Below are 23,232 nucleotides of genomic sequence, written 5' to 3' on the forward strand. Positions count from 1 at the left end.
CCTCGCCGCCTCGCCGCCCTGGCCGGAAATCGCCCCTGGATATCCGCACACGGGGCGGTGGCGGTGCTACGCGCCGACCGGGCCCGCCGCACGCCGCGAGGCGTCCACCAGGTCCTGGAGCGCCGCGAGGTGCCGGGCCAACGCCTGTCGCCCGGCAGGAGTGAGGGACAGCCAGGTCCGGGGCCGCTTGCCGACGTGCCCCTTGCGTACGTGGAGGTAGCCCGCGGCCTCCAGTGCGGAGGCGTTCTTGCTGAGGGTCGAGTCGGAGACCTGGCACCCGTCGCGCACGGCGGCGAACTCGGCCTCGTCGCAGGCGGAGAGGAAGGCGACGAGGGCCAGCCGGGTCGGATGGTGGATGACGCCGTCCAGTGCGGGGGGCTCGTCCCGCGCGGGTCTGTCGCTCCGGCCGGCTCTGCCGCTCACGCGAGATCCCGCAGAGCACGTCGGATGGCCGCGTTACGAAGGAGGCAAGCGCCCCAGACGCCGAGCCCCCATACTCCGAACACGCCGATCTGGGTGGCGGCCTGGCTCGCCCCGGCCGCCCAGCAGGTGATTCCCGCGATTGCTCCGGCCGCGAAGACGACGGGCAGGACAACCCGGCTCCGCCGCAGTCGCGAGGACCAGGACCGCGCCACCAGGACCCCGGCCCCCCGCCGGGCGGCCCGCGCGAGCGTGACGACGACGCCGAGCCCGAGCACCGACACGAGCAGCGCGATCACCGTCGCGGCTCCACCCCGGCCGTCGCTCCAGGCCCGCACCATGCTCGGCCCCACCAGGGCGACCGCGGCGGCCGGCCCGTACCAGGCAGGCGTCATGCCCGCCCGGAGCCCGGCCCGCTGCTGCGCCAGCCGTACGTCGCTCAGCGCGCCGGCCGCGTACTCCGCCGAGGCGTCGGGGCGCCCGGTCTCGTTCTCCCGCGACGGCGAGGGGGGCGGCGAAGAGGGCATGGGCATGCGGGGGCCTTCCGGGGCGCGGGTGAGCTGCTGACTCGTCATGATGGCATGCACTTTCCCTGGAGGAAAGTACTTTCCTCCAGAGTGCAGCGCTCTCGCCGGACCCCGGCCGCAGGTGTTCAGGTCCCCGCGGAGAGTCCGGGCGCGAGCAGCTCCAGTGCGTCCTCCCACGGAAAGGGCGCCGCTGCACCGGACTTGGGTGTGTGCGGTGTACGGGTGCTGACGAGGACGCCCATGCCGCGCAGCCTCCGCAGGCTCTCGACGTACGCGGGGTGCGCGGCGAGGGCGGAGTTCACGGCCGGGAGGACGGCGGTGGGGACGCCGAGCCCGTACGCCTCGCAGAGGATGCCGAGGGCCAGGGTGTCCGAGATCCCGGCCGCCCACTTGTTGATGGTGTTGAAGGTGGCGGGCGCGACGGCGATGGCATCCGGGTCGGGCAGCGGGCGAGGGTCGCCGGGGGAGCGCCAGGCGGAGCGGACCGGGTATCCCGTCCGGGCCTCGACGGCCGCCGGGTCGAGGAACCCGAGCCCCTGCGGTGTGGCGACGACGCCCACCTCCCAGCCGGCGTCCTGGGCGGCGGCGAACAGCAGGTCGACGTCGCGGGCGACCCCGGCCGCGCAGACCACGACGTACAGGAACGGCTTGCGGGCCAGGCGGCCGGACTGATCGCTCACGAGGACTCCCATGGATCGCTGAGGCGCGTGCGGTGTGTGGTGAGGTGAGGAAGAGGAGGGGAACGGAGGGGCGGAGAGAGGTGATCTCTGCCCTCGACCGATGAGTTTTCCCTCCCCGGGAAGTCTCACCACCGTCGTTGACCGCGCAGAAGCAGGAGAAGCCCGTGACCCAGCTGCTGAGAGTCCAGAACTTCACGGTGTCGAGCGACGGTATCGCCGCCGGCGAGGAGCAGTCGCTGGAGCGGCCGTTCGGTCACGTCGACCCCGAGCGGCTCTTCTCCTGGGCCGGGGCGACGGCGAGCTGGCCGAACCGCACGGAACCGGGTGGGACCCGGGGCCTGGACGACTACCTCACGCGGGACTTCGCCCACAACATCGGCGCCGAGATCATGGGGCGCAACAAGTTCGGCCCGCAGCGAGGGCCGTGGGAGAACCACGCGTGGCAGGGCTGGTGGGGAGAGGAACCCCCCTTCCGTACCCCGGTGTTCGTGATGACGCACCACAAGCGCCCGACGCTCACCCTGTCGGACACCACGTTCCACTTCGTCGACGGCGACCCGGCGACCGTCCTCGACCAGGCGCGGGAAGCGGCGGACGGCAAGGACGTGCGGCTCGGCGGCGGAGTCACCACGATCCGTGAGTTCCTCGACGCCGGACTGGTCGACACCCTGCACGTGGCGGTCGCGCCGGTGAAGCTGGGCACGGGCCTGCGCCTGTGGGAGTCGCCCGACGAGCTGCTCGACCGGTACCACCTGGAGGTCGTTCCGAGCCCGAGCGGCATGACGCACCACCTGTTCTGGCGGAGGTGACGGCGGGGGCCGGCCGAATCCTCCTGCTGCTTCTGCCTCTTCTGCGCGGGGCGTGGTCGGACGAGGCGGTCCGGGCGCGCCTTGCTGCCGCTCTGGTCCCGGCCGGAGCGCCCGAGGGCACCGTCGGGCGGGCGGCCGGTCATCTGCTCGGCCATCTGGAGCGGCGGGCCCAGCACGATTCCGCCTGGGGATCGCCCCTCAGCGGCGGTTGATCGGGCCGCTTCACCCCGCGCGGAAGACGACCGCCGCGCCGAGCGCCACCTTCGCCGGTACGAAGAAGTCGCCGGTCGGTGTTTCCCGCACCGGGATGTCGTTGCGGTGGAGCAGGTCCCGGACCAGGGGCAGGTCGCGCACCGTCACGGTGTACGCCACCAGAGCCGGTAGCTCGGGCAGTTCCTCGCCCGGCAGGGTCGTCGGCAGGGCCGACTTCGGGATGATCTTCAGCGCTGCCCCGTCGAGATCGAAGATCAGGGCCTCGCGCTCCTGACGAGGGTGGCGTCCCAGGTAGGTCGCGTACCGGTGACGCGTGGCGGCCAGATCCTCGTCCGCCACGCACAGCGTCGCCTCGGCCAGGCCCGTCGCCCCGTTGGGATGGTCCAGGTGTCGTGCGGACTGGATGCCCGGGTCGAGATCGGCGACGATGCCCACCCTGCCCTCCGGGACGGTTCCGGCACCCGTGCCCGTGCCCGGCTCCCGCACGTCGATCTCCAGGTAGCGGATGGTCTCGACCGGGGAGCCGGCTCCCGAAGGCGCCGCCCGCCGTACGGTGTTGACCCCACCGTGCCGTACGCCCACCGCCGTCAGACGCGCGGCCGCCTCGTCGATGGCGGGCGACGAGAACATGAGGATGTGCAGGCCCTGGAAACGATCGAGGTAGGCGGCCAGATGGGCGCTCGTCTCCCCGATCCGCTCCACCAGCTGCTCCAGCACCTCCGCCGGTGCCTCCAGGGGGACGAGGCGCGTATCGGCGGGCAGACGTCCGGAGTCGCCGGCGTTCACGCAGGTCGCGAGTTCGAGGAAGGAGTCCGGGAAGTCGGCGTGCGTATTGGCCGCCCCGAAGGGCTCGGGCGCCGCTCCTTCGCTCCGCGGCATCGCCGGACAGCTCGGCGGCGGCACGACGAAGCCGAGCCGCCCGTACAGGGCGCTCGCCTCGGCCAAGTCCCGGACGATGTGGCCCACGTGGTGGAGACGCGTCGTGTCGTGTGACATGACGTTTACCGTAACTGGCGCGGTGATGAGCGGTGTTGTGGTGACGTGCGTCGTCGTCGATGCCCCTCTCTCACCAGCTCAGCAGCGTTCTCACCGTCTCCTCCGTCAGCCCCTGCGCCGGGTCCGTGGCGACCAACAGCGTCGGTGCTGTCCGGAGTTCGGCCCACTCCCGGGCTTCCGGGGTGTGCGCGTCGTCCACCCAGGCGGTCGGGCGGTCCCCCGCGAAGGCCGCGATCGGCGGCACCTTCTCCGCCGGAGCGAAAGGGACCGGAGGGAAGCGGACCACCGGTAGGCGGGGGAGGCCGAGGAACGGGGACAGGTAGGTGTTCGCCTCGTCCTCCCAGCCGGTGGCCCAGGCCAGGTCGAAGCGGCCCGCGAGGAGCGCGAGCCACGGGGCGTGCGCGTCGTTCAGGCGGACCGGGGGGTCGTCGTCGGGGAAGAAGCCGTGTTCGCGGTAGCCGGGTGGGCAGGTCGGGGCGGCGAAGGGGTTCAGTACGCCGTCCACGTCCAGGAGGAGCAGGGGACGCGGGGCGCGCGGATGGGTCCCGGGTGTGTGGTCGTCCTCGCGCATGCGCCCACGGAATCAGTAAGTCACCTGGTCGAGTGGGGTGTTCCGCATTCTGGTCCTCGTGCCTTCCCGGCTGCGGTACGGTGATCGCGTCATCACGCTCTGTGTGTACCCGCACATGGGGCGGCCCCCGGTGGTGTATCGAGCACCGAGCCGAGGGCCTTCACCCAACTAGTGGAAGCACAGGTCCACGCAGGATGCTTTGGCATGCTATCGCGCCCTCTCGGCGCTACACGAAGGCTTCGCACGACGTCGTGCGTCATCCGCGTCTGTGCAGTGACGCGAAGGTTCTGATTCTCTACGTTCAGGGGTTGCCGGACGGCTGTACGGATCTGGCGTTGTCCGAGCATGCCCGGAAGCTGGGCATCAGGGGGCGGGCGTTCCAGCGGGCCAAGGAGCAGTTGGTCCTGTGCGGGTTCGTGCATGAGCGGCGGGTCTGCGGGGAGCGTGGGCGCTGGGCCACGCAGCAGTTGTTCGCCAATGTGCCGTTGGCCGAGGCCGAGGCCGAGGTCGTCGCGGTGTGGTGCGACGCGGGCGTCGGCGGGGGTGTCGCCTCGTCTCCGAGTGCGCGGTTTCCGACCGTCGGCCGGCCGGGGTCCCGGACGGTCGGTCATCAACTACCGGTAGACGAAGAACGGGCGAAGAACACTTCCCACCCACCCACCGAAGCCCTCGACACCGAAGCGGTCGCGGAAGCGGTCGCGGAGGCAGTCGCGGACGCGGCGCCGGTGTTGCGGCCGTTGACGGCTGAAGAAGCGGACGCGGAGCGGGTGTTGCTCTCGCTGCGGCACGCGAGTCACGGACTCCGCCTCGGTGTCGCCGAGGCTCGTTCGCTGGTCGCGCAGGCGGTGGAGTGGCTGCGGCGCGGAGTCTCCGGAGGTGAGCTGCGGCGGGTGCTGAGCAGCAATCTTCCGCAGGACGGGGTCCGGTGCGCCGTGGGGTTCCTGCGGCACCGGCTGGAGCAGAAGATGCCCGAAGCCGCCGCCCCCGTACTCGCTGTCGAGCCGGTGCGCCCGCCCTCGGAACCGACGCCCCCGCCCCCGCCTGCCGTTCCCCGATACGTCGCGCCCCTCGTCACCTGCGCCGGACCCGGGACCGAGCACGTCTTCCGGGCCATGGCCGAGGAGACCGAGTGCTCCGACTGCCGGCAGGCCGCCGCCTGGGCCCGCTGGGCCGAGCGCCGCGCCGCGGACCTTGGCGTCGACCTCGCTGACGACGCGGCGGCCGCCGTGGAGGCCGGACGCGATCCGGACGGGTGGCGGGGGCGGCTGGCTGCCGCGGCGGCCGCGGGGCTGCCCGGGGAAGCCGGGGCTTCGTAGCGGGCTGCCCCCGCGACCGGCAGGAACTCTTGGGCTGATCATGCATTCGGGCCGGGGTGTGGTCTTCTGGGCCCGCGATCAACTGGTGCGTGAGGGCACCTCCCGCGAGCCTTCCCAGGTGTGCTGCTGGATATGGTCGGCGAAAAGGCGGCAGCCGTCTCTGTCCCGGCCGGTGCTCAGTGCTGGACAGTCCGGGAGGGTGACCACCTCCACCTTGTCCCTTCCACACCAGCGCAGCCACAGCGCGGTCCCGTACGCGTCGAGTTCGGTGAGGAAGCCGTGGTGTTCGTCGCCCTCGTGGGTGGACAGATGGCACCGGACGGCTCTGTCCAGGTGCCCACCCGGCGCCTTGCTGCCTGCCTCCCGCGCCAGGTCGAGCGGCAGGCGGTGCCAGCGGGCGCACTGCCTCACGACAACCCCGCAGGCGAGTCTTCGGGGCGGGGCGTTCGAGGAGTACAGCGAAGGCAGGCGCAGGGAGGAAGGGCACCAGGGCTGTCCAGCAGCGGCAGGTTCTCGTCCTCCCGTACTTCTGTGACCTGTCCCCACGTCCGGCCTGAGTCACGGGACACCCTGAGCCTCAGGAGGACGCGCGGTTCCGTGATGTGCCGCGCAGTATGCCGGCCGCCCGAGGGCTCGTGCAGCGTGGTCTCGTCTCTCTTGGGCATGATCGGACTCCTTCGCTCAGTCCGGCACTCGTCCGGGTCAACAACCAGGAAATCGGACGGAGTCAGCGGTATCCACGGCATCGTTGCGGCACTGTTGATGCAGATGCGTGCACGACAGAGCTGCGGGAAGCGGGTGCCATGGGACTGGCGGAGCGGCGTAGGGCCTTGGGCTACAGTCAGGAGAAACTCGCCCAGTCGCTCGGTGTGGACCGCACAACGGTCGGGCGCTGGGAGGGCGGCCGGATCAGTCCGCAGCCACTCCAGCGGCGAGGCCTGGCCGCTGCCCTCGAAGTCAGCCTCCACGAGCTGGACGCCCTCCTGGCACAGTCACGAACCATCGGCCGGGAAGCCGCCGGACAGCTATCCAGTGAGCCCCCGAACGCGGGAGACCCTGACGAGATGATTCGCCGCGAGTTCCTCCGCATACTGACCGTCAGTGGCGCACTGACCGCCTTGCCCGTGGACGAGGCCGAAGCGCTGGACCAGGGGACCCGCAGTGGTGTGCCCGCCGATTTCGCCCGGATGAACGACCATCTCTGGCGGGTCTACCAACTGTCCCGTTCCAAGGGGTCCGTGTACCCGGTTGTGCGCGACCAGATCGGCACCTTGAACGAGGCTCTCGCCGGGCAGCACGGAAGCGCTCGGACCCTGCTGAACGCGGCGGCAGACCTGTTTCAGTTGGCGGGCGAGGTCGCGTTCGACGGGAATCGGTATTCCGAGGCCGCTGCTTCGTACACTCTGGCCGCTTCGGTCAGCAAGGACGCCCAGGCGTACGACCTGTGGGCGTGTGCGCTCGTCCGGCACGCCTACGTGGACATGTCCGAGCAGCGCTACCGCTCGGCCGCGCAACTGCTCGGTGCTGCCGAACGACTAGCGGGTCGGGGCGACAAGAATCTATCGACCCGCCACTGGGCCGCATCCGTACAGGCCGAGACCTATGCAGCTCTGGGCGATCTGGACGCGTGTGAGCGCGCGATGAGTCGCGCCGAGGCCGTTCGCGATCTCGCCTCCGACAGCGTCAACGGGGGATGGCTCCGGTTCGACGGCGCGCGCTTGGCCGAGGAGCGGGGATCTTGCTACGTGAAACTCGGGCGTCTGGATCTGGCGGAGGACACCCTGACGCGAGCGCTGGAGCAGACAGCCCTGTCACCCGGTCAGTCCTATCGGCGCAGGGGCGCAGTGCTGACGGACTTGGCGGCGATCGGGGCGAGGCGTCGAGACCCCGAGCAGGTCGTCGCGTACGGCAAGGAGGCCATCGCCCTGGCGCGATCCTCCGGATCCGGATACGTCGTCCGTAGACTCCGAAAGCTGCACGGCGAGTTCGGTCCCCTGAGCCGTGACCACCGCGTGGCGGAACTGGGGGCGGACATCGCCGCGCTGAGTACACCGTGACGAGAGGGGATGGCATGCCGCAGACCGAGGGTGCACGACTGTTCCGGGAAGCCTGGATCGCGGGAGTGCATCGCCATTTCCCCGGTGAGCCGAAGGCCGGCTACGTCACCCCGTGGGAGGACACCCCGCAGTGGGAGCGCGAAGCGGCCGGGGCTGTGTACGAGCAGGTGCGCCAGTTCGTCGAGATCAGCGGAGGGCATGCTTCCCGGCTTTCGCGTGAACAGCGCGGGCGCTTCGTCGCTACCTGCTGGACGGCCCAGATGTTCAAGCACTTCGACGATCCCAAGCCGGGCTACGTCGCGGACTGGCCCGACCTTCCGGCCTGGCAGCAGGAAACCGACGCCGACATTTTCGGCGCCATCGAGAAGGGGTAGCTGCCGCCGGGCTCCGCGGGACTCGGGTGGCCCGGGGTGGCCCGGGGTGGCCCGGGGTGTTCAGGGCTTCGACGTGGGCCCTACCCCCGCCCCACCACCACCCCCGCCCGGTCGATGCAGATCACGTCGACCGCGACCGGCGCGCCCCGCAGCACGGCGAGGGCTTCGTCGCGGGCCCGTGACGCCACCAGGTCGCCCAGCGGGACGCCCGCCGCCTCGCACAGGCGCAGGGCCTCCAGGCCCGTGTTGGCGGTGGCGATCCGGGAAGCCAGGTCCTCGTTCGCCCCGCCCGTCCGGGCCAGGCCGGCCAGGAAGGGCTTGTCGACCTGGGAGCGGGCCGAGTGGAGGTCCAGGTGGCCCGCGGCCAGTTTGGAGAGCTTCGCGAAGCCGCCGCAGATCGTGAGGCGGGCGACGGGGTGGCGGCGTACGTATTTCAGGACCGCGCCCGCGAAGTCGCCCATGTCCAGCAGCGCGATGTCCGGCAGGCCGTACTCCGACACCACCGTCCTCTCCGACGTCGAGCCCGTGCAGCCCGCCACATGGGTCAGGCCCGCCGCCCGCGCCACGTCCACGCCCCGGCGGATCGAGTCGATCCACGCCGAGCAGGAGTACGGGACCACCACCCCCGTCGTGCCCAGGATCGACAGGCCGCCCAGGATGCCGAGCCGGCCGTTCCACGTCGAGCGGGCGATCTCCTCGCCGTGGTCGACCGAGACCGTGATCTCCACGTCCCCCGTCCCCCCGTGCTCCGCCGCCACCCGCTCCACGTGCTCGCGCATCAGCCGGCGCGGGACCGGGTTCACCGCGGGCTCGCCGACGTCCAGCGGCAGGCCGGGGAGGGTGACCGTGCCCACGCCCGGACCCGCCCGGAACACCACGCCGGAGCCCGGCGGCAGTCTCCGTACGGTCGACCGGACCAGTGCCCCGTGCGTCACGTCCGGGTCGTCGCCCGCGTCCTTCACCACTCCGGCGGTCGCCACTCCCTCGTCCGGCCCGGCCGTCAGCTCCTCCACCGCCAGCGCGAACGCCGGCGTCTGGCCCTTCGGCAGGGTGATGGTCACCGGGTCGGGGAAGTCGCCGGTCAGCAGCGCCGTGTACGCGGCCGTCGTCGCCGCCGTCGCACAGGCCCCGGTCGTCCAGCCGGGGCGCAGGCCGGTGTGTTTGAGTTGGGCACTGCGACCGCCCTGCGCCTCAGCGTTCACGAGAGAGTCCGTTCCGATGCCTGTGCTGCCTGTGCATGTTCTTGTTCTGGGGGGTACGACCGAGGCGCGGCGGCTGGCCGAGCACCTGGTCGCCCATCACCCGGGGGTCCGGGTCACCACCTCGCTCGCCGGGCGCGTCGCCTCGCCGAAGCTGCCGCCCGGTGACGTGCGCGTCGGCGGGTTCGGGGGACCCGAGGGGCTCGCCGCCTGGGCGCGTGAGCACGGTGTGGACGCCGTCGTCGATGCCACCCACCCCTTCGCCGCGACCATGAGCCGGAACGCGGCCGAGGCCGCCGCACAGGCCCATGTTCCTCTCCTCGCCCTCCGCCGGCCCGGCTGGGTCGCCCAGGACGGCGACCGCTGGCACACCGCCGCCACGCTCGCCGGGGCCGCCGAGCTGCTGCCCGCACTCGGCGAGCGGGTCTTCCTCACCACCGGGCGGATGGGGCTCGCCGCCTTCGCGGGAGCGGGACTCGACGCGTTGTGGTTCCTCGTGCGGTCCGTCGACGCGCCGGAGCCGCCCGGCCCGGCCCGGATGGAGGTGCTGCTCGACCGGGGGCCGTTCGATCTCCCCGGGGAGCGTGAGCTGATCCGCCGCCATCGGATCGACGTGCTCGTCACCAAGGACAGCGGTGGGGACGCCACCGCACCCAAGCTCACCGCCGCCCGCGAGGCCGGGATCCCCGTCGTCGTGGTCCGGCGGCCACCGGTGCCGGAAGGGGTGCCGGTGGCCCGTACGCCCGATGAGGCCGCCCGGTGGGTACGCCGGCTCTACGCCTCCGGGTAGCGGCGGGGCGTCCACACGACGGACCGGCCGGCGCCGGAACCGCCCCGCTCCACCCACCGGGTCTGCGACGAGCCCACGATCAGCAGCGTCCGCATGTCCACCTCCGCCGGGTCGACGTCGGCCAGCCGCACCGTCCGCACACTCTCCGTCGGACCTCCGACATCGCGCGCCAGCACCACCGGGGTGTCCGGCGAGCGGTGCTCCAGGAGCAGGTCGCGGGCCTTGCCGACCTGCCACGTACGGGACTTGGAGCCCGGGTTGTACAGGGCCAGCACCAGGTCCGCCGAGGCCGCCGCGCGCAGGCGCTCCGCGATGACCTCCCAGGGCTTGAGCCGGTCCGAGAGGGAGATCGTGGCGTAGTCGTGGCCCAGCGGCGCACCCGCGCGGGCCGCCGCCGCGTTGGCCGCGGTGACGCCGGGCAGGACCCGTACGGGGATGTCCGCGTACGTGTCCTGCGAGGCCACCTCCAGGACCGCCGTCGCCATCGCGAAGACCCCGGGGTCGCCGCCGGAGACCACCGCGACCCGGTGGCCCCGCCGCGCCAGGTCCAGGGCGAACTCGGCGCGCTCGGACTCGACCTTGTTGTCCGAGCCGTGCCGCGCCTGGCCCGGACGGACCGGCACCCGGTCCAGATAGGTCGTGTAGCCGACCACGGCGTCGGCCGAGGCGAGGGCTCCGCGGGTCTGGGGCGTCAGCCAGAGCGGGCCCGCCGGGCCGGTGCCCACGACCACGACCTCGCCGCCCGTCGACGGTGAGGGGCGCGGCGCGTCGACACGGCTCGGCAGGACCGCGACCGAGAAGTACGGGACCGACGCCGGGTCGATGTCCGCCAGGTCGCCCGTGCGCTCCCCGGCCATCGTCGCCCGCTCCACGTACCGCGCCTCCGCGAGCCGCCCCGACGCCTCGAACGCCCCGCGCACCGCCGGGAACGTACGCCCCAGCTTCATCACCACCGCCGTGTCCGTGGCGGCGAGACGGGCCGTCAGCTCCTCCTCCGGGAGGGTGCCGGGGAGGATCGTCAGGATCTCCTCGCCCTCGACCAGGGGGGTGCCGAGGCGGGCCGCCGCCGCGCTGACGGACGTCACGCCCGGGATGACCTCGGTGGTGTAGCGGTCGGCCAGGCGCTTGTGCATGTGCATGTACGAGCCGTAGAACATCGGGTCGCCCTCGGCGAGTACCGCGACCGTCCGGCCCGCGTCCAGATGCGCCGCGAGACGGGCCGCGGCCTTCTCGTAGAACTCCTCCAGCGCGCCCCGGTAGCCGCCCGGGTGGTCCGTGGTCTCCGTCGTGACGGGATAGACCAGGGCCTCCTCGACGTGGTCGGGCCGCAGGTGCGCCGCCGCGATGGACCGGGCGATCGAACGGCCGTGCCGGGCGCTGTGGTAGGCGACGACGTCGGCCTCGCCGATGGCCTGGACGGCCCGCAGCGTCATCAGGTTCGGGTCGCCGGGGCCGAGCCCGACACCGTAGAGCCTGCCGGAGCCGACGCCGCCGCCACTCTTGATCCCGTTCACGTTCACTGGAGTGGTCACTGCTTTCACTACTCTTCCTCGCTCGCGATGGCGTTGAGCGCCGCCGCAGCTATCGCGCTGCCGCCGCGCCGGCCGCGGACGATCAGGTGCTCCAGGCCCGACGCGTGCTCGGCCAGGGCCTCCTTGGACTCGGCCGCGCCGATGAAGCCGACCGGGACGCCGATGACGGCGGCGGGGCGCGGGGCGCCCTCCTCGATCATCTCCAGCAGCCGGAACAGGGCGGTCGGGGCGTTGCCGACCGCGACCACGGCCCCCTCCATCCGGTCCCGCCACAGCTCCAGGGCCGCCGCACTGCGCGTGGTCCCCATCCTCGCGGCCAGCTCCGGCACGGACGGGTCCGACAGCGTGCACACCACGTCGTTGTCCGCGGGCAGCCGCTTGCGGGTGACCCCGCTGGCCACCATCGCCACGTCGCAGAGGATCGGGGCGCCGGAGCGCAGGGCCGCGCGGGCGTCGGCCACGACGTTCGGCGAGAAGGCGAGGTCCGTTACGAGGTCGACCATGCCGCAGGCGTGGATCATCCGGACGGCGACCTGGCTCACGTCGGCGGGCAGCCCGGCCAGATCCGCCTCCGCGCGGATGGTGGCGAAGGACTGGCGGTAGATCGCCGGTCCGTCCTTCTCGTACTGGTGCACAGTGCTGTCGCTTTCTTCTGCCGGTGTAGCCGGAATGGGGGAGGGGAGAGTGTGTTCAGGCGCGGGCAGCGGCCACCGCCGCGGTGAGTGCCGCCGGGTCGTTCCGGACCGCCGCCCGGGGGGCACGGTGTTCGCCCCGCACGTGCGAGATCCGGTGTCCTTCGGGCGTGACGACCACGTCGATCCACTCCCCGTGGGGGTGGCCGCAGCGGCGTTCGCACCCGGACCAGTACACAGGGAGCCGCCCGACCGGTCCGACAGCGGCCCCCGCTTCGGCCCGCACGTCGGACAGCGACTTCGCACAGCCGGGGTGGCCGATGCAGGCGCCGACGCCGGTCCACGGGGAGCCCGGGCCGGTGATCAGCCCGGCCGCCGCCAGCGCGTCCAGCGCCTCGGCCGCGGGCCCGGAGGGGCCGGACTGCCCGAAGGGGCCGGGGACGATGATCCCGCGCCACGGGGTGAGCCGCAGCTCGTTGCCGTACCGCCGGGCCGTTTCGGTGAGCAGCCGCCACTGGGCGGGGGCGAGCCGGCCCAGCGGCACACCGATGCTGATCGCGGTCACGGTCGCGGGCGCGCTCGTGCCGGTGCCCGGTGCGGTGACCGGGCCCGGGGCCGGGGCCTTCGCCGTACGCGGACGGGGGCGGTGGGCCGTTGGGCCCGCCGCCGCCCCGACGGTGCGGACCAGCGCGGCGCGCACGTCCTCGGGCAGGTCCTTCACGCGCCACGCGCCGGAGTCCCGGGCGGCGCGGAGGAACGCCTCGGCGGCCAGGAGCGCGGCGCGCGGGCCGTCCGCCGCCGGCAGCCGGAACACCTCGTCGGCGGCCCCGACCCGCAGGAGGCAGTCGTCGTCCTCCACGATCAGCGTCACGTCCGCGCCCAGCGCGTCCACGTCGCCGCGGCCGGAGTCCAGGGCGAAGAGGAAGCGGCCGGAGAGCGCGGCGGCGGCGGCCGACCCGCACACCAGGCCGTCCAGCTCGGACAGCCGGCCGCCGGCCGAGGGCGATCCGTCGAGTCCGGCGAGCGGCGAGGCCACGATGTTGCGGGCCCGCTCGTGCGCGGCCGACGGCAGCAGCCCGGCGGCGCCGAGCAGTTCGGCCGGACCGCCGCCGCACTCGGCGTCGAGGCCGCGCAGCTGGACGTTGCCCCGCGAGGTGAGATGCAGCTCACCGTCCCCGAACCGGTCGGCCACCGCGAGCAGCGCGTCCGCCCGGTCCGCGCTGAGCACCCCGCCGGGGACGCGTACCCGCGCCAGCGCACCGTCGTCGGCCCGGTGCAGCCGCAGCGTCCCCGGGCAGGCGTCGCCGCCGGCGCGGGGGGATGAGCCGCCCGTGGAAAGGGGCGAGGGGGCGGAATCGGGCATGGCGGCGAGCATACCGACCGGGCCGGTCCCGTCGGTGGGCTCGCTCCTGTGACCTGCGGGACAGCGGGTGGGGACGGCCTGCGGGACACGGTGGGGCCGGCCTGCGGACACGGACACGGTGGAGCCCGGCCCTCGGGACAGGGACAGAGCCAGGCCATCGGGCCAGGGCAGGGCAGGACCTCGGGACAGGGGACAGGGCAGGCCCCCGGGACGCGGGCGGGGCAGGCCCGCTGGTCAGCGGGGTGAGGGTGAGCCGTCGCGCTCCGGCCCCGTGATCATCACCGCACCCCCGCCCCCTGCCCCCGTCGCCCTCCGCCGCTTAGGATGCAGGCGGTGGTCCGTTCAGGCCGCCATCGCCAGACGGCGACAGGGGAGGAAGCCCGGTGAGATTCCGGCGCGGTCCCGCCACTGTGAGCACGGCCGCCACCACCGGCCGGGCGAGTCAGGAACTCCCTTCCCCGAGCGCCCGGTTCCCGAGCCGGACGCGACGCCCGGCCCCCGAGCCGGACGTGGGGAGACCCTCCGACACCGCCCGGGGCGTGGACACCCCGAGGAAGGCCTGACGCAGCATGATCCTGCTCCTGTCGACGTCCGACACCGACCTCCTGAGCGCCCGCGCCTGTGAGGGACCCGTCAGCTACCGGTACGCCAACCCCTCCCGCGTCCCCCTCGACGGACTGCCGGACCTCCTGGACGGCGTCGACCTCGTCGTCGTACGCCTCCTCGGCGGCGTACGGGCCTGGCAGGAGGGGCTGGACGCGGTGCTGGCCACCGGCCGCCCGGTCATCGTGCTGACCGGTGAGCAGGCCCCCGACGCCCAGTTGATGGCCGCCTCCACCGTGCCGATCGGCATCGCCGCCGAGGCGCACGCCTACCTCGCGCACGGCGGGCCCGCCAACCTGGAGCAGCTCGCCCGGTTCCTCTCCGACACCGTGCTGCTGACCGGCCACGGCTTCGAGCCGCCCGCCCCGGCCCCCGCGTGGGGAGCACTGGAGCGGGAGGCCCGCGAGGTGGCCGAGGGTGCGCCGACGGTCGCCGTCCTCTACTACCGCGCCCACCACATGAGCGGGAACACCGCGTTCATCGACGCGCTGTGCACCGCCGTGGAGGACGCCGGCGCCCGGCCGCTCCCGCTGTACGTCGCCTCCCTCCGTACGCCGGAGAGCGAGCTGATCGACGCGCTCCGCGCCGCCGACGCCATCGTGACCACCGTCCTCGCGGCGGGCGGCACCAAGCCCGCCGAGGCATCGGCCGGCGGCGACGACGAGTCGTGGGACGCGGGCGCGCTCACCGGGCTCGACGTACCGATCCTCCAGGCGCTCTGCCTCACCAGCCCGCGCAGCGCCTGGGAGGAGAACGACGAGGGCGTCTCGCCGCTGGACGCGGCCACCCAGATCGCGGTGCCGGAGTTCGACGGCCGGCTGATCACCGTCCCGTTCTCCTTCAAGGAGATCGACGAGGACGGGCTCCCGGCGTACGTCGCCGACGCCGAGCGCGCGGCCCGGGTCGCCGGGATCGCCGTACGCCACGCGAAGCTGCGGAACATCCCGAACGCGGAGAAGCGCATCGCGCTCGTGCTCTCCGCCTACCCGACCAAGCACTCCCGGATCGGTAACGCGGTCGGCCTCGACACGCCCGCCAGTGCCGTGGCGCTGCTGCGGCGGCTGCGCGCCGAGGGGTACGACTTCGGCCCCGAGGCCGACATCCCGGGGCTGGTCTCCGGCGACGGCGACGAGCTGATCTACGCGCTGATCGAGGCGGGCGGCCACGACCAGGAGTGGCTGACCGACGAGCAGTTGGCCAAGAACCCGGTCCGTATCCCGGCCGCCGACTACCGCCGCTGGTTCGCCACGCTCCCCGAGGAGCTGCGCCTCGCCGTGGAGCGGCACTGGGGCCCGGCCCCGGGTGAGATGTTCGTCGACCGGTCGGCCAACCCGGAGGGCGACATCGTCCTCGCGGCCCTGCGGCGCGGCAACCTCCTCATCCTCATCCAGCCGCCGCGCGGCTTCGGCGAGAACCCGATCGCGATCTACCACGACCCCGATCTGCCGCCCTCGCACCACTACCTGGCCGCCTACCGCTGGATCGCCGCCTCCGCCGACGACAACGGCTTCGGCGCCGACGCCATGATCCACCTGGGCAAGCACGGCAACCTGGAGTGGCTGCCCGGCAAGAACGCGGGTCTGTCGGCCGCCTGCGGCCCGGACGCCGCCCTGGGCGATCTGCCTCTCGTCTACCCGTTCCTGGTCAACGACCCGGGCGAGGGCACGCAGGCCAAGCGGCGAGTCCACGCCACCCTGATCGACCACCTGGTGCCGCCGATGGCCCGCGCCGACAGCTACGGCGACATCGCCCGGCTGGAGCAACTCCTGGACGAACACGCCCAGATCGCCGCGATGGACCCGGCGAAGCTGCCCGCGATCCGCGCGCAGATCTGGACGCTGATCCAGGCCGCCAAGCTCGACCACGACCTCGGCCTGGAGGACCGGCCGGAGGACGAGGGCTTCGACGACTTCATCATGCATCTCGACGGCTGGCTCTGCGAGATCAAGGACGTCCAGATCCGCGACGGGCTCCACGTGCTGGGCAACCCGCCCGCCGGGAACGACCGGGTCAACCTGGTCCTCGCCGTGCTGCGCGCCCGCCAGATCTGGGGCGGCACCGCCTCGCTGCCGGGGCTGCGCGAGGCGCTCGGCCTCGACGAGTCGGCCGCCACCCGCACCGCCGCCGACACCATCGAGGAGCAGGCCCGCGCGCTCGTCCAGGCGATGGACGACGCCGACTGGGAGCCGGGCGCCGTGGCCGGTGTCGCCGCCGGGCTGCCGGACGCGGTGGCCGACATCCTCACCTTCGCGGCCACCGAGGTCGTCCCGCGCATGGCGGCCACGACCGACGAACTCACCCACGCCGTGCACGCGTTGAACGGTGGCTTCGTGCCGGCGGGCCCCTCCGGCTCCCCGCTGCGCGGCCTGGTCAACGTGCTCCCCACGGGCCGCAACTTCTACTCGGTGGACCCGAAGGCGGTCCCCTCGAAGCTGGCCTGGGAGACCGGACAGGCCCTGGCGGAGTCCTTGTTGACCCGCTACCGCACCGACAACGGCGACTGGCCCACCTCGGTCGGCCTCTCCCTCTGGGGCACCAGCGCGATGCGCACGGCCGGCGACGACATCGCCGAAGCCTTCGCGCTGCTCGGCATCCGCCCCGTCTGGGACGACGCCTCGCGCCGCGTGACGGGCCTGGAGCCCATCCCGTACGAGGAGTTGGGCCGCCCCCGGATCGATGTCACCCTGCGCATCTCGGGCTTCTTCCGCGACGCGTTCCCGCACACGGTCGGGCTGCTCGACGACGCCGTACGGCTGGCCGCCTCGCTGGACGAGCCCGCCGAGCGGAACTACGTACGGGCGCACACCCAGGCCGACCTGGCCGAGCACGGCGACGAACGCCGGGCCACCACCCGGATCTTCGGCTCCCGCCCCGGCACCTACGGCGCGGGCCTCCTCCAGCTCATCGACTCCCGCGACTGGCGCACCGACGCCGACCTCGCGGAGGTCTACACCGTCTGGGGCGGCTACGCCTACGGCCGTGAGCTGGACGGCCGCCCGGCCCGCGAGGAGATGGAGAGCGCCTACAAGCGCATCGAGGTCGCGGCGAAGAACACCGACACCCGTGAGCACGACATCGCGGACTCCGACGACTACTTCCAGTACCACGGCGGCATGGTGGCCACCGTGCGCGCGCTCAAGGGCACGGCACCGGCCGCGTACATCGGGGACTCCACCCGCCCCGAGACCGTCCGCACGCGGACGCTCGTCGAGGAGACGTCCCGCGTCTTCCGCGCCCGGGTCGTCAACCCCAAGTGGATCGAGGCGATGCGCCGCCACGGCTACAAGGGCGCGTTCGAGCTGGCGGCCACCGTCGACTACCTCTTCGGGTACGACGCCACGACCGGCGTCGTCGCCGACTGGATGTACGACAAGCTCACCGAGACGTACGTCCTGGACCCGGAGAACCGGCAGTTCCTCCAGGAGGCCAACCCCTGGGCCCTGCACGGCATCGCGGAACGCCTCCTGGAGGCCGAGTCGCGCGGCATGTGGGCCAAGCCCGACCCGGCGGTGCTGGACGCGCTGCGCCAGGTGTACCTGGAGACGGAAGGGAACCTGGAGGGCGAGGACTGACCTCGTCGTATTTCTTCCGTCCGCCCCTGCCCGGCAGCGCCCCCGACCGGCACAATCACGGTCATGGGGACAACGGGGCAGGGCCAGGTCGGGCAGGATGCCGTTGAAGTCAACGGGCATGCTGGGCGCGGAAGTTCGGTGATGAGCAGGTTCCTCGAAGCCCTGCGCCTGACGGTCGTGTCGGGGGTGATCGGTGCGGCGATCGCGGCCATCGTGGTCGGCGCGATCCTGGAGGAGTTGCCCGTCGTCCTCACCGGGGTCGGGGGCCTGCTCCTCGTCGTCCTGATCGCCGCCGTCGCCGGGCGGTGGTCCCCGGGCCCCGGCACGCCGCCGGTGACCCGGACCGCCCTCGCCCGGATCGAGGACCTGCGGGCGACGAGCGGCGAATCGGCCGACGTGCCGGTGAGATTCGAGCTGACCGTGGCGCCGGAGCCGGAGGACGGTCGGCCCGCGTACCGCGTGAAGATCAACGAGCACATCAACCTGGTCGACATCCCCGGCTACCGGCCGCGCGGCATCGCCGTCGTGGAGTACCGCCCGGACGAGCCCTGGGACGTTTCGATCGTCACCCGCCCGACCCCGGAGTGGAGCCGCCGGGCCGAGGCGGCGGAGATCGACTCCGCGCCCGAGTCCACGCTGGTGGAGAAGCCGGGGCCGAGCGAGGGCTCCTGGTGCGTGCTGATGCTCATCATGTTCCTGGCGGGTGCGGCTTTGGTGGTGCTCCTCTTCCGGGGCGAGCTGTTCACGTCCGACGGCGATGCGGGGGCCTCGTCGACGGCGCCCTCCTCCACGTCGTCCGCCTCCTCCTCCCGGACGTTCACCACGTCCACCACCGTCTCCGGACCCTCCTCCTCGCTGCTGGTCCTCGGGCGGATGCGGGAGACGGCCACGGATCTGGAGGCCAGGGTGGGCACCGCGGACGTCACCGCGATCCTCATCGAGGAGCGCCGCATGGAGATCCGCGGCGACTCCTCCCGCCCGCCCGGCGAGACGGTGCACCTCCAGACGCTCCCGTACGAACTGTTCCCCGCCCTGGTCCACGAGGCCCGCACGACCCTGGGCGTACGCGACCCGAAGAGCTGGCGCATCGACGTGACGCCGGGCGCGGGCACGGGAGTGGGCCCCCGGGTCCGGGTCACGGTGACCGGCGAGGAGGGCACCGCCCGCCTGGACGCGGACGCGACGGCCCGGATCCTGGACCGGCGGCCGGTGGGAGAGACGCCGAAAGGCAGCTGACGCGATGCGGTTCAGCTCTCCACAGGTCGTGCGCATCCGCTTGATACGTTGCCCACCCGGTGGCTGCCGAACAAGGGGGAAGAGCTCGTGGCATGGGATGAGTGGGAGCGCCTGAAGCAGGACGCCTCCCAGCGCCAGGACGTCGGGATGCGGCTCAACCAGTACCCGGCGGGTGACGGGCCCGGCCCGGCCACGAGCGGCGTCACCGGCGGGGTGAAGTCCACCAAGAAGGCGTGGAACGACGCCGGCGCGGGCGTCGGATCCCTTCGGGAGGGCATCGACCAGGCGGTGGGCAAGCTGCGGGACGGGCAGAAGGGCCTCGGCGCGGGCGAGGGCTGCCTGACCGCGGGGGCGCAGACGTCCGTGCACGCCTCGTGGGACCGCTACGTCAAGGCGCTCGGCAAGCGGTGCGACAGCGTCAAGGGCGTCCTGGAGAAGACCGGACACGACCTGCTGCTGACCGACGAGGCCGTGCAGGCGGAGCTGAACAGCATCAAGACCGCGCACGCCGACACCCCCGCCGTCGGCGGCCGGAACGCGGGGAGGTGACGGTTCGGTGAACCTCCAGACGCTCAAGGAGCTCAAGCCGTCCGAGTGGGAGGAGGCGGCCGACGGATACCGCTCCACCGGTGACATGGCGGCCAAGGCCAAGGACCACCTGGAGAACGTCGTCACCGCCGGGATCCGCAAGTCCCTGCGGGGCGAGGCCGCCGACGCGGCCATCGCGGAGCTGAAGCGGGTCGCGGCCAACTTCCACTACACCCAGGTCCAGTGCGGCCTGCTGAGCGCCGCCCTGAACGGGTTCGCGCACGACATGGACGCGGCCCGCAAGAAGCTCCTGTCGGCGCTCGACGACGCGGCGGCCCGGAAGTTCCCGGTCGGCCCCGACGGAAGCGTCAGCTACCCGGAGGCCCAGCCGAAGAACGGCGTCGAGCTGCCGCCCAAGGGCGGTTCCACGAACGGGGCGACCGACCCCACCGCGCAGGCGGTCGGCCGCCAGGCGGCGAACATCAACCCCAACCCGCACGCCGCAGCCGCCCAGGAGATCGCCGACCGGATCGCCGGGGCCCTCAAGGACGCCACGGAGGCGGACGGGAAATGGGCGCCCAAGGTCCGTGCGCTGACGGCGGACGACGACCTCACCGTCTCGGACGCCGACTGGAAGGACACGCGGTCCGACATGGAGGGCGTGCGGGACGCGGGCAAGGCGTACCTGGACGCGATCGGCGGGCCGCCGAAGGACGGCACCCCGAAGGCGAACGCCGCGTGGTGGGCGGGCCTCACCCCACAGGAGCGGGAGGCCTACCTGTCGCTCGACCCCGCCCTGGTGGGCAGGCTCGACGGTCTGCCCTCCGACATCAGGGACGAGGCGAACCGGGTCGTGCTCGACGAGACGCAGGCCGTGGCGCAGCTCCAGCTGAACAGCATCCCGGGGCCCCCCGCCAACGAGTGGACCTGGATGACCGCGGGCCGCTACCCGGTGAAGGTCCACACCGACGAGTGGATGGCCTGGGACAGGAAGTACGGGGACCAGCACCGGCAGCTGGAGACCTCGCTCAAGGGGATGAACTCCCTGCGGACCCGGTTCGACCAGACCGGCGAGAGGGGGCTGCCGGAGGCCTATCTGCTGGGGTTCAGCGCCGAGGGCAACGGCCGGGCCATCGTGGCCACCGGCAATCCGGACACGGCGGAGCACCAGGCGGTGTACGTCCCCGGCACGACGGCGAACCTCGGCAAGGTCGAGGGCGACATCGACCGGATGACGCAGCTCTGGCGCCAGACCCAGGAGGCGACGCCGGGAGCGAACGTCTCCACGATCACCTGGCTCGGCTACGACGCACCGCAGGACGTCGTGAAGGACGCGCCCTTCGAGCACTACGCCTACGACGGGGCGCCCGCGTACCGGCAGTTCATGGACGGACTGGAAGCCTCGCACAGCGGCCCCGGCGAACCGCACCGCACGGCCGTCGGGCACTCGTACGGCACCACCCTGATCGGGGCGGCGGCCGAGAAGGGCGACCTCAACGCCGACGACGTGATCCTCGCGGGGAGCCCGGGCGTCAAGGTCGGGTCCGCCGAGGAGATGGACGTCCCGAAGGGCCACGTGTGGAACCAGGAGGCGGACGGCGACAAGGTCCCCGACATCGGACGCTGGGGCCACGGCGGCAGCCAGTGGTCCCTGGGCGGCGGCGTCTTCCTCATCCCCAGCGACGAGCCCTTCGGCGCCAACCAGATGAACACCGACGCCGAGGGCGGCGAGGGGCCGGGCGGCACCAAGGGGGTGGAAGGGCACAGCGGCTACTGGGACGAGTCCTCGACGGCGCTGAAGAACCAGGCGCTCGTCGTCGTCGGTGAATACGGTGACGTCACCGAGCCCGAGTGACCGCTCACCGATCCCCCGACACCCACCGCGCACGCGTGGGCGTGCCCGCACCCGACCGAGGACCTGTGTTGTTCCGACCTCCGCGTACCACCGGACGCGCCGCCACCGGGCGCCGCGCCCCCGCGCACCGCTCCCTCCGGGGCCGTGTTCCCACCGCCCTCGTCCTGACCGCTCTTCTCCTCAGTGGATGTGGCATGAACGACTCCAACAGCCCCAGCTCGCCCGGCGGGGGATCCGCCGGCTCCGACGACGCGTCCTCCGGTGTGCCGTACGCCGGTGTCGCCACGACCGACGAGGCGGCGGACGCCCTCGAAGCCGTCTCCAGCGAGATCTACCAGTACGCCGGAGTGCCCGGTAAGGCGTCCGAGCCGGGACCCGGGGTCAGGGAGTGCGAGGGGAAGGACCCGGAGCGGTTCTTCCGCGTGTTCCACCCGTGGAACTTCCAGCCCGGCTCCGCCGCCGACTCCGACGTGGCGATGGAGAACCTCAAGAAGAAGCTGAACACCGGCGGCTGGGCGCTGAAGAGGGAGTACCGGGACAACAGCAAGAACGAGAACCTCAACCTGGTCGCGGACAACGCGGCCAGGAAGGTCAGCGTCTGGATCGTCCAGTACCGCGACCGGGCCAAGCCCAGCCTGGGGATCACGACGACGTCCGGGTGCTACGAGGTGCCCGAGGGCGCGAAGGTGGAGAAGTTCTGAAACAGCGGCAGCGACAGCGGTGGCGGCCCGCGCGGCCCGGCCCGGCCCGGCCGGGGCCCGCCCGCCCCGGGCCCGCCGCGGCCGCACGCGCCGGGAAAACGGCTGGCCTACCCCGCTCTCGCCCCGCAGAGTGACCGTGTGACGACGAACGATCGCGTGTTCCTGCCCGGACTCGACCTGTCCCGGATCCTCTACGAGGAGGCCGTGCGGCCGGTCCTCGACGCCGAGTACCCCGGACTGCGGTACGCCGCCGCCCGGATCGGCTCCGGCTCCGAGGTGCTCGGCTTCGACACCGCCCGGTCGGCGGACCATGATTGGGGCCCGCGCCTGGACCTGTTCCTGGCACCGGACGACGCCGCCGCGCACGGGGAGCGGCTGCACCGCCTGCTCGCCGAGCGGCTGCCCAAGCAGGTGCGCGGCTGGCCGACGCACTTCCGGCACGCCGATCCGGCCGACCCGGTCGGGCACATGGAGCTGACGGACGGCCCGGTCCACCACCGCGTCCTCGTCGCCGACGTCGGCGGCTGGCTGCACGATCGGCTCGGCCTGCGGCCCGTCCCCGGCGGGGAGCCCCCGGCGCCGGCGGTCCGCGACTGGCTGGCCATGCCGCAGCAGAGGCTGGCGGAGACCACGGGCGGCGCGGTGTTCCACGACGGAGTCGGCACGCTGACCCGGGCGCGGCAGGAGCTGGCCTGGTATCCGGACGAGGTGTGGCGCTACGTGCTGGCCTGCCAGTGGCAGCGGATCTCCCAGGAGGAGGCGTTCGTCGGCCGCTGCGCCGAGGTGGGGGACGAGCTGGGGTCCGCCGTGGTCGCGGGGCGGCTCGTGCGCGACCTGATGCGCCTGTGCCTGCTCCTCGCGCGGGAGTACCCGCCGTACAGCAAGTGGCTGGGGAGCGCCTTCGCCCGACTGCCCGGGGCCGGCGAGCTGCTGCCCGCCCTGCGGGGGGCCGTCACGGCCACCGACCACCCGGCGCGCGAACGGCACCTCTGCGACGCGTACGAGGCCGTGGCCGCGGTGCAGAACCGCTCGGGCCTCGCGGAGGAGGTGGACCCCGGGCGGCGGCCGTACCACGGCCGCCCGTTCCAGGTGCTGCACGCCGAGCGGTTCGCCCACGCCCTGGCCGGGACCATCACCGACCCGGAACTGCGGGCCCTGCCGCTGACCGGGAGCGTGGACCAGTGGGCGGACAGCACGGACTTCCTCGGGCGGCAGGGGCCCGTGCGGGCCGCGGTCGACGCGGTCGGCGGCTGACGGG

22 protein-coding genes and 1 riboswitch are annotated in these 23,232 nt (G+C 72.9%); of the genes, 12 read left to right on the forward strand and 10 right to left on the reverse strand.

The annotated features are described in order from the left end of the window. Positions 1-66: 66 nt before the first annotated feature. The 3 genes from ACIRJT_RS23975 to ACIRJT_RS23985 form a co-directional block, all read right to left on the reverse strand. The gene (locus ACIRJT_RS23975; protein WP_403912363.1) at positions 67-423 is read right to left on the reverse strand and encodes a winged helix-turn-helix domain-containing protein; all 357 of its coding nucleotides are present in this window, start codon (positions 421-423) and stop codon (positions 67-69) included. Beyond that, on the reverse strand, positions 420-995 hold the full coding sequence (locus ACIRJT_RS23980; protein ID WP_403912365.1) for a hypothetical protein: 576 nt from the start codon (positions 993-995) through the stop codon (positions 420-422). The genes ACIRJT_RS23975 and ACIRJT_RS23980 overlap by 4 nt, the downstream gene beginning before the upstream one ends. Before the next feature lie 77 nt (positions 996-1,072). Then, positions 1,073-1,639 carry a flavoprotein gene (locus ACIRJT_RS23985; protein ID WP_403912368.1) on the reverse strand — a complete coding sequence of 189 codons (567 nt, stop codon included), beginning with the start codon at positions 1,637-1,639 and terminating at the stop codon, positions 1,073-1,075. Positions 1,640-1,791: 152 nt separating this feature from the next. Here ACIRJT_RS23985 and ACIRJT_RS23990 point away from each other — a divergent pair, with 152 nt between their 5' ends. Together ACIRJT_RS23990 and ACIRJT_RS23995 are read left to right on the forward strand one after the other, a co-directional pair. Continuing rightward, a complete protein-coding gene (locus ACIRJT_RS23990; RefSeq protein WP_403912371.1) occupies positions 1,792-2,436 on the forward strand; it encodes a dihydrofolate reductase family protein in 645 nt (214 codons plus the stop codon). Beyond that, positions 2,433-2,648, forward strand: a complete 216-nt coding sequence (locus ACIRJT_RS23995; RefSeq protein WP_403912373.1) for a hypothetical protein — start codon at positions 2,433-2,435, stop codon at positions 2,646-2,648. The genes ACIRJT_RS23990 and ACIRJT_RS23995 overlap by 4 nt, the downstream gene beginning before the upstream one ends. A gap of 10 nt (positions 2,649-2,658) precedes the next feature. On the opposite strand, the gene ACIRJT_RS24000 is transcribed toward ACIRJT_RS23995, so the two are convergent. Next, a complete protein-coding gene (locus tag ACIRJT_RS24000) occupies positions 2,659-3,645 on the reverse strand; it encodes a VOC family protein (protein ID WP_403912376.1) in 987 nt (328 codons plus the stop codon). 70 nt (positions 3,646-3,715) lie between these two features. Next, a complete protein-coding gene (locus tag ACIRJT_RS24005) occupies positions 3,716-4,216 on the reverse strand; it encodes an HAD domain-containing protein (RefSeq protein ID WP_403912379.1) in 501 nt (166 codons plus the stop codon). 194 nt (positions 4,217-4,410) lie between these two features. On the opposite strand from ACIRJT_RS24005, the gene ACIRJT_RS24010 reads away from it, so the two are divergent. Next, positions 4,411-5,532 (forward strand): hypothetical protein, encoded by a 1,122-nt coding sequence (locus ACIRJT_RS24010; RefSeq protein ID WP_403912382.1) that lies wholly within the window; start codon positions 4,411-4,413, stop codon positions 5,530-5,532. A 78-nt stretch (positions 5,533-5,610) separates the two neighbouring features. On the opposite strand, the gene ACIRJT_RS24015 is transcribed toward ACIRJT_RS24010, so the two are convergent. Then, a complete protein-coding gene (locus tag ACIRJT_RS24015) occupies positions 5,611-5,943 on the reverse strand; it encodes a hypothetical protein (protein WP_403912383.1) in 333 nt (110 codons plus the stop codon). Between the two features lie 392 nt (positions 5,944-6,335). On the opposite strand from ACIRJT_RS24015, the gene ACIRJT_RS24020 reads away from it, so the two are divergent. Both ACIRJT_RS24020 and ACIRJT_RS24025 read left to right on the forward strand, forming a co-directional pair. After that, the gene (locus ACIRJT_RS24020) at positions 6,336-7,589 is read left to right on the forward strand and encodes a helix-turn-helix domain-containing protein (protein ID WP_403912385.1); all 1,254 of its coding nucleotides are present in this window, start codon (positions 6,336-6,338) and stop codon (positions 7,587-7,589) included. Positions 7,590-7,603: 14 nt separating this feature from the next. After that, positions 7,604-7,963: a hypothetical protein gene (locus ACIRJT_RS24025; RefSeq protein ID WP_403912387.1), complete on the forward strand. Its 360-nt coding sequence runs from the start codon at positions 7,604-7,606 to the stop codon at positions 7,961-7,963. An 80-nt stretch (positions 7,964-8,043) separates the two neighbouring features. Here ACIRJT_RS24025 and ACIRJT_RS24030 read toward each other — a convergent pair whose 3' ends face one another. After that, complete coding sequence (locus ACIRJT_RS24030; protein ID WP_403912389.1) at positions 8,044-9,165, reverse strand: cobalt-precorrin-5B (C(1))-methyltransferase; 1,122 nt, start codon at positions 9,163-9,165, stop codon at positions 8,044-8,046. Between the two features lie 16 nt (positions 9,166-9,181). On the opposite strand from ACIRJT_RS24030, the gene ACIRJT_RS24035 reads away from it, so the two are divergent. Then, complete coding sequence (locus ACIRJT_RS24035; RefSeq protein ID WP_403912392.1) at positions 9,182-9,952, forward strand: cobalt-precorrin-6A reductase; 771 nt, start codon at positions 9,182-9,184, stop codon at positions 9,950-9,952. On the opposite strand, the gene ACIRJT_RS24040 is transcribed toward ACIRJT_RS24035, so the two are convergent. From ACIRJT_RS24040 to ACIRJT_RS24050, 3 genes are read right to left on the reverse strand one after another with little or no spacing between them, the layout of a single operon-like run. Continuing rightward, on the reverse strand, positions 9,937-11,484 hold the full coding sequence (locus ACIRJT_RS24040) for a precorrin-2 C(20)-methyltransferase (protein ID WP_403912395.1): 1,548 nt from the start codon (positions 11,482-11,484) through the stop codon (positions 9,937-9,939). The two genes, ACIRJT_RS24035 and ACIRJT_RS24040, sit on opposite strands and share 16 nt — an antisense overlap. 8 nt (positions 11,485-11,492) lie before the next feature. Then, positions 11,493-12,119 (reverse strand): precorrin-8X methylmutase, encoded by a 627-nt coding sequence (locus ACIRJT_RS24045; protein WP_403912398.1) that lies wholly within the window; start codon positions 12,117-12,119, stop codon positions 11,493-11,495. Positions 12,120-12,174: 55 nt separating this feature from the next. Continuing rightward, on the reverse strand, positions 12,175-13,491 hold the full coding sequence (locus ACIRJT_RS24050) for a cobalamin biosynthesis protein CobG (protein WP_403912400.1): 1,317 nt from the start codon (positions 13,489-13,491) through the stop codon (positions 12,175-12,177). A gap of 360 nt (positions 13,492-13,851) precedes the next feature. Further along, positions 13,852-13,931: riboswitch (cobalamin riboswitch) on the forward strand. A gap of 117 nt (positions 13,932-14,048) precedes the next feature. Here ACIRJT_RS24050 and cobN point away from each other — a divergent pair. The 6 genes from cobN (at position 14,049) to ACIRJT_RS24080 (ending at position 23,228) form a co-directional block, all read left to right on the forward strand. Next, the gene (gene cobN, locus ACIRJT_RS24055; protein ID WP_403912403.1) at positions 14,049-17,654 is read left to right on the forward strand and encodes a cobaltochelatase subunit CobN; all 3,606 of its coding nucleotides are present in this window, start codon (positions 14,049-14,051) and stop codon (positions 17,652-17,654) included. Between the two features lie 141 nt (positions 17,655-17,795). Beyond that, positions 17,796-18,890, forward strand: a complete 1,095-nt coding sequence (locus ACIRJT_RS24060; protein WP_403912407.1) for a hypothetical protein — start codon at positions 17,796-17,798, stop codon at positions 18,888-18,890. An 87-nt stretch (positions 18,891-18,977) separates the two neighbouring features. After that, the gene (locus ACIRJT_RS24065) at positions 18,978-19,439 is read left to right on the forward strand and encodes a hypothetical protein (protein ID WP_403912409.1); all 462 of its coding nucleotides are present in this window, start codon (positions 18,978-18,980) and stop codon (positions 19,437-19,439) included. 7 nt (positions 19,440-19,446) lie between these two features. Continuing rightward, positions 19,447-21,273, forward strand: a complete 1,827-nt coding sequence (locus tag ACIRJT_RS24070; RefSeq protein ID WP_403912412.1) for an alpha/beta hydrolase — start codon at positions 19,447-19,449, stop codon at positions 21,271-21,273. 194 nt (positions 21,274-21,467) lie between these two features. Continuing rightward, entirely contained in the window at positions 21,468-21,974 is a 507-nt protein-coding gene (locus ACIRJT_RS24075) for a hypothetical protein (protein ID WP_403912415.1), read from the forward strand. A 138-nt stretch (positions 21,975-22,112) separates the two neighbouring features. Beyond that, complete coding sequence (locus ACIRJT_RS24080) at positions 22,113-23,228, forward strand: DUF4037 domain-containing protein (protein ID WP_403912417.1); 1,116 nt, start codon at positions 22,113-22,115, stop codon at positions 23,226-23,228. Positions 23,229-23,232: the final 4 nt, after the last annotated feature.

The sequence above is a fragment of the Streptomyces sp. NPDC102283 genome, from assembly GCF_044766265.1.
Taxonomy (GTDB): Bacteria; Actinomycetota; Actinomycetes; order Streptomycetales; family Streptomycetaceae; genus Streptomyces.